Source organism: Flavobacterium alkalisoli (assembly GCF_008000935.1).
Taxonomy (GTDB): domain Bacteria; phylum Bacteroidota; class Bacteroidia; order Flavobacteriales; family Flavobacteriaceae; genus Flavobacterium; species Flavobacterium alkalisoli.
In genome coordinates this window covers 189,295-204,204 of the sequence record NZ_CP042831.1, presented here as the reverse complement: position 1 = coordinate 204,204, position 14,910 = coordinate 189,295, and the positions used below count along the sequence as shown (strand labels likewise).

At 38.1% G+C, this 14,910-nt stretch carries 11 protein-coding genes; 3 read left to right on the top strand and 8 right to left on the bottom strand.

The window, feature by feature from the left end:
• Nucleotides 1-36: 36 nt before the first annotated feature.
• The gene (locus FUA48_RS00830; RefSeq protein ID WP_147581674.1) at nucleotides 37-972 is read left to right on the top strand and encodes a PorP/SprF family type IX secretion system membrane protein; all 936 of its coding nucleotides are present in this window, start codon (nucleotides 37-39) and stop codon (nucleotides 970-972) included.
• Between the two features lie 314 nt (nucleotides 973-1,286).
• Here FUA48_RS00830 and FUA48_RS00825 read toward each other — a convergent pair whose 3' ends face one another.
• The 8 genes from FUA48_RS00825 to FUA48_RS00790 all read right to left on the bottom strand — a co-directional run bounded on the left by FUA48_RS00825 (nucleotide 1,287) and on the right by FUA48_RS00790 (nucleotide 11,576).
• Nucleotides 1,287-1,751, bottom strand: coding sequence for a hypothetical protein (locus FUA48_RS00825; RefSeq protein WP_147581673.1), 465 nt, complete (start codon nucleotides 1,749-1,751; stop codon nucleotides 1,287-1,289).
• Nucleotides 1,752-1,756: 5 nt separating this feature from the next.
• Complete coding sequence (locus FUA48_RS00820) at nucleotides 1,757-2,224, bottom strand: hypothetical protein (protein ID WP_147581672.1); 468 nt, start codon at nucleotides 2,222-2,224, stop codon at nucleotides 1,757-1,759.
• A gap of 85 nt (nucleotides 2,225-2,309) precedes the next feature.
• Nucleotides 2,310-3,266: a glycoside hydrolase family 5 protein gene (locus FUA48_RS00815; protein WP_147581671.1), complete on the bottom strand. Its 957-nt coding sequence runs from the start codon at nucleotides 3,264-3,266 to the stop codon at nucleotides 2,310-2,312.
• Nucleotides 3,263-4,507 carry a glycoside hydrolase family 27 protein gene (locus tag FUA48_RS00810; protein ID WP_147581670.1) on the bottom strand — a complete coding sequence of 415 codons (1,245 nt, stop codon included), beginning with the start codon at nucleotides 4,505-4,507 and terminating at the stop codon, nucleotides 3,263-3,265. Before FUA48_RS00810 ends, FUA48_RS00815 begins: the two co-directional genes overlap by 4 nt.
• Nucleotides 4,508-4,626: 119 nt before the next feature.
• Nucleotides 4,627-5,661 carry a hypothetical protein gene (locus tag FUA48_RS00805; protein WP_147581669.1) on the bottom strand — a complete coding sequence of 345 codons (1,035 nt, stop codon included), beginning with the start codon at nucleotides 5,659-5,661 and terminating at the stop codon, nucleotides 4,627-4,629.
• A 17-nt stretch (nucleotides 5,662-5,678) separates the two neighbouring features.
• Complete coding sequence (locus FUA48_RS00800) at nucleotides 5,679-7,241, bottom strand: RagB/SusD family nutrient uptake outer membrane protein (protein WP_147581668.1); 1,563 nt, start codon at nucleotides 7,239-7,241, stop codon at nucleotides 5,679-5,681.
• A 10-nt stretch (nucleotides 7,242-7,251) separates the two neighbouring features.
• Complete coding sequence (locus FUA48_RS00795; protein ID WP_147581667.1) at nucleotides 7,252-10,425, bottom strand: SusC/RagA family TonB-linked outer membrane protein; 3,174 nt, start codon at nucleotides 10,423-10,425, stop codon at nucleotides 7,252-7,254.
• Between the two features lie 275 nt (nucleotides 10,426-10,700).
• Nucleotides 10,701-11,576: an AraC family transcriptional regulator gene (locus FUA48_RS00790; protein WP_147581666.1), complete on the bottom strand. Its 876-nt coding sequence runs from the start codon at nucleotides 11,574-11,576 to the stop codon at nucleotides 10,701-10,703.
• 190 nt (nucleotides 11,577-11,766) lie between these two features.
• Between FUA48_RS00790 and FUA48_RS00785 the strand changes: the two genes are divergently transcribed.
• A complete protein-coding gene (locus tag FUA48_RS00785) occupies nucleotides 11,767-12,945 on the top strand; it encodes a glycoside hydrolase family 26 protein (RefSeq protein ID WP_147581665.1) in 1,179 nt (392 codons plus the stop codon).
• Nucleotides 12,946-12,975: 30 nt separating this feature from the next.
• A complete protein-coding gene (locus FUA48_RS00780; RefSeq protein ID WP_147581664.1) occupies nucleotides 12,976-14,901 on the top strand; it encodes a sodium:solute symporter family protein in 1,926 nt (641 codons plus the stop codon).
• The last annotated feature ends 9 nt before the right edge of the window (nucleotides 14,902-14,910 follow it).

Genomic DNA, 14,910 nt, shown 5'->3' with positions numbered 1-14,910 from the left:
GGTTTTAATTATCATAACAGGCCAAAAACTCAAAAAATGAAAAAAACATTTCTCCTATTATTATTGCTAACGGCATCTTTTTTACGTGCTCAGGAGTTAACCATACCAACATTTACACAATATCTGGCAGATAACCCTTTTATAATTTCTCCTGCTTATGCGGGTATAGGGGATTATGTTAAGATAAGGGCAAACGGTCTTACCCAATGGGTAGGTATTAAGGATGCGCCCGACATGCAGTCGTTAGCTGCAGACATGAGGATAGCCGATGATACTGGTATAGGATTGTTTTTATATAACGACAAGAATGGTAATACCCGCCAGTATGGTGGTAAGGTATCTTTTGCCCACCACATTATTCTGGATAAGTATAATAACCAGTTCCTGTCGTTTGGTATCTCTTACAACCTTAACCAGTTTAAGGTAGATATAGAGAATATCCAAACTCCCGACCCCTCTATAAGCAATAACAGGTATGTGGTTAACCACAACTTTGATGTTGCTGTTTTATACAGGATAGGTCAGTTTTATTTTAATGCTACAGGTAGTAACTTACTTAATAAAAGCCTTGATGTTTTTGCTATAAACGAGCCAAACAAACTAAGGAATTACCAGTTTTATACCGGATATACCTTTAAGGGTAGTGGTAATCTGGAAGTTGAACCTTCAAGCTTTATCCAGTATTTTGAAAGTGACGGAAGGTCTACAACAGATATCAACCTTAAGTTTCGCTATATGGATGGCGAAAATTATTACTGGATAGGGGGTAACTATCGTTTTCTTAACGACCAGATGGGTAACCCTATTAATATAGGCCCTATGGTAGGTCTAAAAGTTTCGAATTTTTATTTTGCGTACTCTTATCAGTTAACAACAAACGAGTTGTTGGCTTATAACAGTGGTACACACATGATAACTATTGGTCTGGATATCTTCCAGGGTGTTAGTAACTGTCCTTGTACATGGCATTAATCCTGCATCTGTTTAATGTTAGTTTGAGGAAAACTAAAAAAGCTAAAAAGAAAAAGAAAAGAGGAGTCTTAATGTTTCACTAAAAAACTACGATTATGTACCAGGTTTTATGTTATTCGTTTGGAGCTTTCTTTCTAATGGCGTCAGGAAAACTAATTCTGGCGGGAATCGACAGAGACAGTGTAAGGTTCAGGAGCATGGGTGTTTGTAACTTATGCATTTCCATAATCCTGCTTTTTGTAGGGGCCTGCTTCCTTCGCTAAAAAATTACTAAACAAAAAAAGCTCACCAAGTGGTGAGCTTTTTTTGTTTTATTACTTTGTAAAGATAAAGTCGGCTTCATTATCAACAATTATGTGTAATCTTTTGTCTTTAATGAAAAACTCTAAGCTGTCTTTAATATTATTATTGTAATTAATGTTTAGAAACGATTTGTCATTATTATTTTTAATAATAAATGTGCCTTTATTTTCGTCTCCGGCTATAACTCTTTGGATATTATTTTGTTCGAATAAGACAAAGTTATCCTTAAATCTTTCGGTGAATTGAATTATTGTGGCCTTAATATTACTTTCATTTTCAGGAGTTATAATTTTTTTATACTCATCAGAAATTTCATAGGAATTATTGGCGAGATCAAGATAAAACCCCTCACTTTGCATAGCGTCTAAAGCTATTAATGTCCATTTTCCCTGAAGACTTTGCTGAGTTGATTCCTGTGCATTTGATAATTTGAAACACAATAGAACGAATAGGATTAAGAACTTTGTTGTTCTCATCCTAATTATCCTTTTTTATAAATAAAAAGACCATCCTGTTCAAGGTCAATATAAAGCTTGTCTTCTTTCATGTAAACTTCAACAAAATCCTCTGTGTCGTCAGAATATGTAATCTTAAGCATTTGCTTATTATTTTCGTTAACCAGAGTATAAACACCGTTTACTTCTTCTCCCGGTATAAATTGCTGTACATTATTTCCGGTTATTATCATTTTCATTTCTTTAAGCATGGTTATGGTTGGGGCCATACTTGCTTTGGCCTGCTCTAATGTTTCTGCAGGAGCTTGGCTTTTCACTTCTTCAGAGAAAACAACATCTTCTTTTATAAGGTCAAGATATATACCTTCTGTTTCAAGAAGATCTACTGCAACAACGTTCCAGGTTCCCTGTAAGTTTTTGTCGGTCAGTTTTTGTGCGAAACTAATCGCTGTAGTCATGCATAAGGCAAGACATAAATAAATTAATTTTTTCATCAGTTATTGGTTTTGTGCGAAGATAAAATAAAAAACCCTGCTTTTTACAGGGTTTTTAAAATTACAAAACTAACTCAAACTAAATCTATGATTTATTCAATGATTTTAAATAGTCTCTTGTTTTTACACCACTCTCCTTAAGGTCATCTTTCTTCCAGTTTCCTGTAGAAGAGGCAGTCTTTTTTAGTACACTACAGGTTTCATCTTTATCAGATAGCGACCATGTAATCCAGCTAAGTCCGCGGCTTTCCATCCAGTCAATCCATCGTTGCCATTCTTCATAATCAATAGGGCCGTCTCCGGTTGCTTCCATGCCTGCACATTCTGAAACAAATACAGGTAATCCGGCTTCAATTGCCTTGTCGGTACGGTCACGCAGCTCCTGTTTATGGGTAGCGGCATAAAAATGTACCGTATACATAATGTTTTTAAATCCCGTAATAGGATCCTGAGCGGGTAAGTGAATATCCTGATCCCAATGCGGACAGCCTACCAGTATGATATTATCAGGGTCATTTTTTCGTATAACCTTAATTATTTCTTCGCTGTATGCTTTTACTTCCGGCCATGTTTCTTCATCAGGTTCATTAAATACCTCATAAATAACATTGGGGCTGTCTCCATATTTTTTAGACATCTTGTCAAAAAACAGCTTCGCTTCTTTAAGGTTTATATTGTGACTGTGCCAGTCTATAATAACATAAATATCAGAAGCTATGGCTCCATCTACAACAGCCATTATTTTTTGTTCAGAATCCTGAGGATTTTGCAGGTAAGTGTTGTTGCCAACCTCTATACCCATTGCAGCTCTAACAATGTTTACATTCCAGTCGTCTTTAAGCCATTGTACCGCTTCCTTATTATAGAAGCGGGGCCAAAAGCTATGCCACCCAAAGCTCATGCCTCTAAGCATAATATGTTCGCTGTTGTGGTCAACCAGTTTTGTTCCTTCAACACTTAGCTGCCCGTGTTTGCTTACCTGTGCAAAACAGGCAGAGCAGAGCAGGAGTGTAGCTATAATATGTTTTAAGCGTTGTGTCATTTCAATTTTTTAGTAAGTCTTAGTACAACAATATCATGCGGAGCTATTTTGCTTTTGTAAGCCTTTTTAGTATTTCCTGCTTTTTTGTTATTCCATACATCCTGAATGTCATAAGTAGAGGTGTTGAATGAAGTCTGCTTGTTGAATTCTTCATCTTTTATGCTATGATCTTTCCAGTTAAAGTCAATTGTTTTTTCTTCTTCACTTCTGTTAAGAAAAGCTACAGCCCAATCGCCATTTTCAAGCGGCTTTACCCATGTTTCAAGACCGTTATTGTCATTATATCTAAACCCCTGTATTCCCAGTTTGTCCTGATTGATGGCAATCATACCTTTGTTGGTAAGAATGTTAAGCGTTTCTTTACTCATTTTTCTAAAGTCGTTGCCTGCAATAAGCGGAGAAGCCACCATACACCACATGCTGAAATGAGATTTATCTTCAGTATCATTCATTTCATTGCCTACTTCCATCATGTCAAAATCATTCCAGTGGTCAGGTCCCGAATATTTTCTGATACCTTTTCTCATGTCAATAATTTTCATGAATCCCCATGACGACCAGTTTTCAGGGTGCTTAAACTCACAGTCAAAACAAGGGTATATATCTCCTGATATTCTCCACATATTTCCTAATGGTTCTGCCCATTCCCAAGGTTGGTTGTCTCCCCATTCACAAAGGCTGAAAAGGATTGGCCTGCCTGCAGTTTTAAGGGCATTGCTCATTGTTGTATAAGCTTCTTTAGCGGTAATGCCTTCTGTATTACACCAGTCGTATTTTAAGAAATCGATACCCAGCGCAGCATAAAAGCGGGCATCCTGATATTCATATCCTCTTGTTCCCGGATAACCGGCACAGGTTTTAGTGCCTGCACAATTGTATAATCCAAATTTCAAGCCTTTAGAGTGTACATAATCTATTAAGGTTTTCATTCCGCCAGGGAATTTTTTAGGATCGGGAACTAAGTTGCCGTTTTCATCTCTTTCACGCGTCATCCAGCCATCATCCAGTACTATGTAAGTATATCCGGCATCTTTCATGCCCGATGCTACTATAATATCGGCAGTTTGTTTTACCAGGTCTTCATTTATATCGGTTGCAAAAGTGTTCCATGAATTCCATCCCATAGGAGGGGTCATGGCCAGTCCTTCAAATTTTGAAGGTTCCAGTTTATGGTTATTTCCCTGTGAAAATGCCGATAGGGATAATATTAAGCTTAAAAGGCTATAAAAGATTTTTTTCATTATGTTTTTTTATTGTGCAGGTATTATGGAGGAAACTTAAAAATAATTAAAACATTCCCCGATTCTGAATCAGGGAATGTTTCACAAAAAACAAAATCACAATGTATAAGTGTAGGGGATTAATCTACGGTGAATCCTATATTGTCAAAGTAATAGTTATGGGTTGCTCCAGTAAATTCCTGGAACGAAATATTCTGTAAGGCTTCAGGCATTCCGCCCAGTTCTTCCCATGTATAGCGGTATTCTTTCCAGTCAGAAGTGGTAGTGAATGCAAAGTTTGCATCACCCCAGTTTGCACCGTTAAAAATAAGCACCAGTTTTCCCGGATCGTCAGAACGAACTGAAAATCGTATTCCTGTGTATTGAGATATCTGATCATCCCATGCCCAATTACCCTGAATATTATCCCATCCTGAAATTTCTTTTTTGATGAAAGTCACACCCTGATATGCTTTTGCAGGATCAGTTATATATTCGTGGTTGTTCCATTCTTCTATAGTCCACGGGTCATAAAATGCATCGTCGTAAATAGCAGTGCCTACAGCTGTTCCCCATGCATCTGAACCCGATATGGTTTCTACCTCAATATATTTGTGTTGAGAACCGGCAGGCAGTTTAATAGCTACTTCCGTTAAAGATGTAGAAACTATTTCTGCTTCTACACCGCCTACAGTTACTACAGGGTCAAGGAAATAGTTTCCTAAAAGGGTTACCACTTCGCCATCTGCTGCATTAACAGGCTGGAAACTTCTCAGTTCCGGTGCCGGTGGTGCCACAATAAACGGGTATACTGCTGTGCCATATTTTGTAACGATTTTTAACTCATTTGATGCATCTGCATAAGGAGTGTCTTTGTCTATCGTAACAAAAATGGTGTTTTCAGTAACTAAGGTTGGGTTAAAATAAGTATCAGTGTCATTAAAATATACTTTTTGTAATGTACTGAATCCTACACCCTGTATTGCATACATGTTGTTAGCATAACCTACTTCAAGTGGCTCCAGATTTTCGTCGGCAGCAAGGGCTATACTGTTAATTTCAGGGGCAGATGTACTTGCAGACGAATCATCATCACTACAGGATACAATCCCCAGGAATACTACCGTAAAAACGGTAAGTAAACCCATTAGTTTTTTTAATTTAAAAGTTTTCATATACTGAATTTTTAAAATTAGTCAAAGTTATAAGGTACCGGAGGCTCACCTAATTTAGGATTCTTGTCTAAATCGATAGTTGGGTAAGGCAGTATAAAAAAGTCTCCCGATGGGATTGGCACGAAGTTAGGATTGTCTACAAACCCTCTGTCCTGATTGCTTATTATATCTGCAGCTTTAGATAATGGTAATCTTCCCAGATCATACCAGTAATCGCCCTCAAAAGCCAATTCGATTCTTCTCTCATGGAAAAGCTCATCAAAAGTGAATGAAGTTACAGATGGTAAACCGGCCCTGTTTCTTACTTTGTTATAAGAAGCAAGAGCAGCAGCATCTGAAGTACTTTCAGCACCTCCTAAAATTGCCTCAGCATGTATAAGTAATACTTCAGCATAACGCATAATGTAAGTGTTGTTTTCCATCATACCCCAGTTGTCAAACGGCCCTGCAGCACCGCCGCCTTTACCTACAACGTATTTTTTGATACCCGAACCGGTTCCCTGTGCATCAATATCATCAGGAACAGTTAATCCGGGACCATCGGCAGTCGTAATGTTAGGGTAGAAGTCCCCAGGTAACATAACTGTTTCCTTACGTCTTAAATCCCCATCTTCAAACGAAGCTAACAGGTCCATAGAAGGGGCAAATACACCTCCGTAAGTAGCCTGATTTATATAAGGGGAATAACCAAACTGGGTGTTGCAGTTACTGGCAGTACCATAGTTTCCGGTAACTTTCCACTGTAGTGCAAAAATAGATTCTTCATTATTATTGTTAGCTGTAAGGAACAGGTCTCCAAAAGAGTAGGAAGGAAGTTCCTCACCTCCATAAAGTTTAAACTCACCGCTGTTTATTACTTCTTCAGCAAGTTGTTTTGCCTCGCTATATTCTCCCTGATATAAATGCGCCTTAGCAAGCATTGCTTTAGCAGAACCTTTAGATACCCTTCCGTTATCGGCATAATTAGAGCTTCTTATTTTTTCAGGAAGCATATTTATTGCAGCATTGTATTCTAATTCAATAAACTGATAAATATCTTCTACAGGGTTTGTAGGTATTTGAGGGTTTTCAACGTTATCCAGGTTGTTTTCTACAATTGGCACCGGTCCCCATAGCCTAACAAGGTAAAAGTAAGCCGTAGCTCTCATAAAGTGCGCTTCGCCAATTGCAACATCCACTACTTCCGGATCTACTTCCGGACCTACTCTTTCCGGCAGAAGGCTAATAAGCATATTGGCCTGTGCTATAGTAGCCCATAGACCTTTCCACGCATTAACCATCTCTACGTCGGTACCGGAAATTGTAAGTGTTCTTAAACTGTTAACGTCGCTTGATCCTGTGTAGCTGTTACCCGATCCAACTTCACCAATTGCAAAGAAAGCCTTGTTGTGAAAGTTAAACCATGTTTTGCTGTACATTGCATTAGTACTGTTTCTTACCTGGTCATTAGAACTAAAGTAATTTTCGAGTGTAATGCTGTCCTGCGGTTCGCGTATAAGGAAGTCATCACTGCATGAGTTAAGCGACATCACTCCTAAAGCGAAAACTGCGACTGCTATTGATTTTATATTTTTTTTCATGAGCTAATTTTTAGAATTCAACATTTAATCCCATAGTGAATGAACGTGGCGAAGGGTAGCGTCCGTTATCTACTCCTGTTAAAAGCGCATTCTGGTTAAAAGAACCTACTTCAGGATCATATCCCTTATACTTTGTAAAGGTGTGCAGGTTTTGAACACCTCCATAAATTCTCAGCTTTGTAATACTTACTTTTGATGTAATATCAGATGGTAAAGTATAACCTAACGTAATGTTTTGGATTCTTAAGTAAGAACCATCTTCAACATACCTGTCAGAAATTAAAAGGTTACTGTGACCAAGGTTACTTACCGGCCTGGGCAGGCTTGCATTAGGATTGTCTACCGTCCAGTAATCAGCAGCTTCAGCTAGCTGGTTTTGATACAGGTTGGTGTTTAGGGTGCCGGTTCTTCCTGTAAGATTAAGAATGTCGTTGCCCTGAGAACCCTGTAGGAAAATTGAAAAGTCTATACCTTTATACCTGAAGTTGTTTGTAAAACCATAAGTAAAATCAGGGTAAGGATTACCTATAAAAGTTCTGTCATCATCGTTTATTACTCCGTCATCATTTAAGTCGGCATATAATACATCTCCTAATTGAGATTGTACCGGGTCTCCGTTGTAAATGCCAATTAACGGCGCATTGTCAAGTTGATCCTGGTCTCTGATGATTCCCAATGTCTGATATCCGTAAAACTGTCCCATTGGCTGTCCTACAACAGTATTTGTAGCGGTAACAGTAGTATAATCATTAGTGTTTACTTCCTGCATTAGTACCAGTCCGTCGTTTAGGGATACTACCTTATTTCTGTTTCTTGAGAAGATAAGGGTAGAGTTCCATGAAAAATCTTTTGAAGGATCTGTTTTGTATGAAAGGGTAAGGTCTATACCTTTATTTTGTATCTCACCAAGATTTACATAAGGAGGGTCTATACCACCTTCCCAGTTAGGGCCGCCTGTAAGGTAATAAGGTAGAGGGAGCGTAGTAAGGAAGTCTTCCGATCTTTTGTTGTAGAATTCTACTGTAGCACTAAGTCTGTTGCTAAATAGCGTAAAATCTACACCTAAGTTGGTTTGTTTAGAAGTTTCCCATGTTACATTAGGGTTGGCCATGTTAGTAAACAGGGTACCTGTTCCTAATCCTGTACCAATAAAGCTAAGGTTAGCACCATACCTGTTATTACCTATCTGTTGGTTACCCACTTCACCATAACCGGCTCTAAATCTAATATTGTCTATATATTTTTTAGTTCCTTCCATGAAGCTTTCGTTTGAAAGTGTCCATGAACCTGAAACTGCAGGGAAGTATCCCCATTGTTTTTTAGTTACAGGATCAAATTTAGAAGAACCATCAGCCCTTATTGAACCCTGAATGCTATAACGATCGTCAAAAGTATAAATAGCCCTACCAAAATATGAATTAAGAGCCTGGCTGCCTTTATAGTCGTTTACAGTGCTTTGAGAAGCATCGGCAACACTTATAGTGTGTACATCATTACTCAGGAAACCTGTAGCATAAGCATACATACCATCCCAAGTAGACTCATTAGCCTCCTGTCCGGCAAGCACTGTTACATCATGTTTGCCTGCAAATGTGTTTCTGTAAGTAAGAAGGTTTTTTACGTTCCATGAGTACCAGTTTTGACGTCTTTTATTTAAGTCTGCAAACTCATTACCAAAAGAACCCCACTGATATGTTGGAAGAAACTCGTCGTTTTCGCTAAACTCTGTATTGGCACCAAGTTCAAACCTGTAACTAAGGCCTTTAAATAAAGATATTTCAGCATAAACATTTCCTAAGAAATTTTTACGAACCAGTTCGTTAGATTTTGTTAGAGCAAGGGCCACAGGGTTTATGTAAGCAACACCCTGGTTGTTTGCCGGAGCACCTGCATAAGAACCATCAAGATTTCTTACTGCTAAATCAGGAGCCTGAAGTAGTGAAGTACTTACAATACCGTTTTGCTGACCATTTAAGGTAATGTCTTCGTTGGTAATTGAACCTGTTACATAAGCACCTACCTTTAACCATTTTTTTACTTTAGTGTCAACATTAGATTTAAATGTATAACGCTTAAACTGAGATCCGATTACTGTACCAAGTTGGTCTGTATAACCTCCTGATATATAGTAATTGGTGTCATCTTTACCACCTGAAAAAGCTAACTGATGGTTTTTAAGTATACCTGTCTGGTAAATTTCTTCCTGCCAGTTAGTACCAGATCCTAATAACTCAGGATGTGCAAATTCAGGTCTTAATTCCTGTCCGTACAAAGCGGCAAGTTCATTTTGCTGGCGTGCATATTGCTGAAGATCCATTACATCAAGTAATTTAGCCTGTTCCTGGAACGAAACATAACTGTCGTATGTTAGTTTTCCTGTACCTTTTTTACCTGATTTAGTAGTGATTATTACAACACCATTGGCACCTCTTGCGCCATAAATGGCTGTTGCAGATGCATCTTTAAGGATGTCCATCGACTCGATGTCATTAGGGTTTAGCATAGCAAGCGGACTCACTGTGTTATTACCCTGTGATGTAAAATCGCCTCCTGCTATAGGTCTTCCGCTCATAGCGTTTCCTGTAGCATCTCCCGAAACTGGTACACCGTCTATAATATATAAAGGTTCGTTTGTTCCTGAAAGTGATGTATTACCCCTAATGCGTATGGAGGTTGAACTACCCGGCTGTCCTGAGTTGTTTGTAACAACAACCCCCGAAGCCTTACCCTGCATCATTTGGTCTATACTTACCTGTGTTAAGTCGGCAACATCAGTAGCCTTTATTTTTGAAACAGAACCGTTAACTTCCTGTCTTTTTTGACTTCCATAACCAATTAATACTATTTCGTCAAGAGTTTGTGCATTTTCTTCAAGGGTAACATTTACTACCTCTCTTCCATTTACTTCAATTTCCTGATTTCCATACCCGATAAAACTGAAAACCAGCACAGCATCACTTGGAGCATTAATGCTGTATTGTCCGTCTTCATTTGTAGATACACCGGTTCCTGTACTTTTTATAGTAACGTTAGCACCAGGTATACCCATGCCTGTGTTGTCTATTACCGTACCGGTAACAGTTGTTTGCGCCTGTAAGGCACTAAAAGAGCACAACAAAAGCAAATACAGTAATGCATTGCCTCGCTGGAGCCATTTAGTAAAATAGAGTAATTTAATCCCCATAATTGATTTGTGTTAGGTTAGTTACTAATTTCTAAATAAATAAACACTTTATTTTTACTTTCGGTAATTTTAGAGTTTATTTATTGATAAAAACAAATTTATGGGAGATGTTAAGTGTTTGTTAATATTATTTTATCATTTAATGATAATATTTTCTCTAACGTTTGCGTAAATAGTATACCGTAAAAATAGAAAGTAGTTTTTAAGAATAATTAAATGGTTTTAAATCAATTATTTATTCTCTTCTTGAGTGTTTGTTTTATATAGGCTTTGTTTTATAAAAATCGTTTCATTCCGTAAAATTCATCTCTGTACTGGCTTGGTGTTGTGTTTTTTACGCTTTTGAAAATGCGATTAAAGTTGGCAATATTATTAAAGCCTGATTTAAATGCAATTTCAGATACACTGAGGTCTTTTTCTACCAGCCATCTTGCGGCATAACCTACACGAATATCATTTAAGTAGTTAACAAAGGTTTTTCCCGTTCTTTTCTTGATAAAACGGTTAAATGATACAGGACTCATGCTTGCAATATCCGACACATCATCAAGAGTTATCTTACCCGAAAAGTTCTTCTGTATATAGTCATATACCAGTTTCATTTTGTCGTCATCTTCAAAGGTGTCGTAGTTAACGGTATAGGTAGAAAGCAGTTTCTGGTTTCTGGAATTGGCCATGTCGTGCAGTACGGAAATTATCTCCAGAAAGTAATCCATTCCGTCAAGCTTAGATATGTGTACCAGCCTGTTAGCTAGTTCTTCTCCCGTTTTTTTTGAGAAGAGTATACCGTGATTAGCCCTGTTAAACATATCTTTTATAGGCATCATTATTCTCTTAGAAAGTAGCGATTCACTAAAAAGGTCATTGTGAAACTGTATGGTTATTTCGTGTATGTTTTTGCTTTTACAGTTATGCATCTCCCAACCATGATAAAGGTTAGGCCCCACCAATACCAACTCTACATCATCTATCTCCTCAATATGGTCACCTACAATTCTTTTTACACCTTTCGCATTTAGAATAAAGTTAATCTCGAACTCAGGGTGGTAGTGAATGGGGAAGTCAAAATTGTCTTTTATCCTGTCAAAAACCAGGAAACTGTCCCCTTTAGAAAGCGGTGTTATTTCTCTGTGAAATTTTTGATTGTTCATATCTGTAATTTTATTTGCAATTATATGATATAATATTGATAAAATAATATTAACTTAAATTTAAGACTAAAATTATCTTTGGCATTATCAAAAAAGTGTATTTAAAATTGCACTTTGTGAAATAATAAGGTGAAGAATTTAAGAATTTATCAAGCTTAACAGGTTCTTCGCAAACCAACTACAAAATTAAATGAAAAACAAATTACCAATACTGCTCTTAGCTTTTGCTGTGGTTTCCTGTGGGAAATCGGATAAAAAGCAGGAGGCGGAAAATAGTGATGCAAATCTAAAAGATACACATCTTTTAGCAGACAAACAGGCTACAAAAGAAACCGCTGCACTATATAACAATCTTTTTAATCTAAGGGAAAACGGTTATATGTTCGGTCATCAGGATGACCTTGCATATGGGGTGGAATGGAAGTATGAAGAAGGACGCAGTGATGTTAAAGATGTTACCGGAGATTATCCTGCTGTATATGGTTGGGATATAGGCCGACTGGAGAATAATGAAGAAAAAAACCTTGACGGTGTGCCTTTTGAAAAAATGAGGCAGTTTATTAAACAGGTTTATGACAGAGGTGGTGTTAATACCATAAGCTGGCATATGAATAACCCGCTTAGCGGTGGCGATGCTTGGGATAACCCACAGGGAACGGTTGCTTCTATACTTCCGGGAGGTGATAAGCATGAGGTTTTTAAAGGATGGCTTGATAACGCGGCTTCATTTTTCCTTTCCTTGAAAGGAAGTGATGGTAAGCTGATACCTATACTATACAGACCTTATCATGAATTTACAGGTAACTGGTTTTGGTGGTGTAAAAATACTACCACACCACAGCAATTTAAGGAACTATGGAAGTTTACGGTAAACTATTTTGAAGAGAAAGGGGTACACAACCTTATATATGTATATAATACTTCAGACTCAAATGTAAATACTCAGGAGGATTTTATGGAATACTATCCCGGCGATGAGTATGTGGATATGATGAGTTTTGATGCTTATCAAATGGGCGAAGGTACTAAGCTTGAGGAATACAGTAAAAACGTAAACCATCTTTTAACTGTTATTCAAAAAGCAGCCGATGAACACGGGAAGCTTACCGCACTGGCCGAGACCGGTTATGAGGCTATCCCGTATGAAAAATGGTGGACAGAAACCCTTACAAATGCAATAGGTAAAAATAAGATATCCTATGTCCTGGTGTGGAGAAACCATGGCTGGAATGAGCATATGAATCCGCCAAGAATGCATTATTATGCGCCCTACAGCGGGCATTCTTATAAAGAGGATTTTATTCAATACTATAAGGATAGGAATACGCTTTTTCAAAGCGACGTAACAAAAGAAAAATTATACCAATAAGACATATACTGCTTTTGCAGCTGCTATAATATGAGATTAACAGCCATAGATTTAACGATAATTGCACTTTATTTTATAATGATGATCGTAATAGGGATTGTCATGAAAAACCGCGCCAAGAAAAGCAAGGACAGCTACCTTATGGGTGGTAAAAAACTTCCGTGGTACATGTTAGGGCTAAGTGATGCCAGCGATATGTTTGATATAAGCGGAACCATGCTATTGGTAAGTATGGCATTTCTTTACGGTTTTAAAAGTGTTTGGATACCGTGGATGTGGCCTGTGTTCAATCAGGTTTTTCTAATGGTATTTTTAAGTAAGTGGCTTAGAAGAAGTAACGCTACAACCGGAGCAGAATGGTTGGGCACCCGTTTTGGGCTGTCTGATAAAGGAGTTAAGCAAAGCCATGCAGTAGTAGTGGTTTTTGCACTTATGCTTTGTGTGGGCTATATGGCCTATGCTTTTGTAGGAGTAGGGGAGTTTCTTGAAATATTTATCCCTTATGAAAGTGTAAAGGAAGTTTTTCCGTTTCTTGATCAGCATATAGATGCTTTTCAGGTAGGAACACCGGCTTATGAAACAGCCTTATATGAAGCTAAAGATCTTACGGCTAAGTTTTACGGAGTTAGTATATGCCTTGTTGCTACATTCTACAGTATTGTAGGGGGTATGCACGGTATAGTGCTGGCTGATTTTATAAAGTATATGATCATGATAGTTTGTTCCCTATTTGTGGGTACCATAGCTATGATTCATTTGGCAGATTCGGGTATAGTAATAGCCGATAAAATGCCTGTAGGATGGGACAGTCCTATGTTTGGGTGGGAACTTGGACTTGACTGGCAAAACATATTGACCGATGCACAGGTAAAACTTGAAAAGGATGGTTATAAGCTATTCTCGGCAGTAGTGGGTATGATGTTCTTTTCGGGTGTGCTTAAAAGCCTTGCCGGTCCCGCACCTAATTATGACTGCCAAAAGATATTAAGTACAAAGTCACCGGAAGAAGCCAGTAAAATGAGTGGTTTTATCTCCATAATACTACTTCCTATACGCTACTTTATGACAATGGGACTGTGTATACTTGGTGTGCTGTACTTTAAGGATTTGGCGTTAAGCCACAGTGCAGACGGAGTAAACTTTGAAAGCATTATGCCTGCGGTTATTAATAAATACCTGCCTGTAGGTCTTGTAGGTCTTGTACTGGCAGGATTCCTTGGGGCATTTATGAGTAACTTCTCGGGGACATTAAATGCGGGTCAGGCCTATCTTGTAAATGATATCTACCTTAAGTTCCTAAAGCCGGATGCCGATAGAAAGCAGATAATCAGTATGAGTTATGTTTCAGGTACTGTAATGGTAATCCTAGGCGTTGGTTTAGGGCTTCTTATTAAAGATGTGAACATGATCTTTAATATAATAACAGCGGGTCTTTATGGTGGGTTTGTATGTGCTAACGTGCTTAAGTGGTATTGGTGGCGCTTTAATGCAAACGGATTCTTTTGGGGAATGCTGGCGGGTATTATTGCCAGTGCCATACCTCCGGCTTTATCAGTAAGCGGTATTACCGATTATTTTGACGGTACACGAATGCTGTATTATTTCCCTGTGTTTATTGTAATACAATTTGTGGCTTGTGTACTGGGTTCATACTCGGCACCGCCTACCAATCAGGAGACACTTATAAACTTCTACAAAACGGTAAGGCCATGGGGTTTTTGGAAACCGGTTAGGGAAGCAGCACAGGCGCAGGATCCTTCTATAACAGAAAACAAAAACTTTGGTATTAACATGGTTAATGTGGCTATGGGCATTACCGGCCAAATACTATTAACATTACTTCCTATGTACTTTATACTTAGCAAATGGACAGGTTTTGCCATTGTACTTGCACTGATGCTAATTATAGTACTGATTATGAAAAAGACCTGGTGGAGCAGGCTTACAGATTACTAATAAGAACTA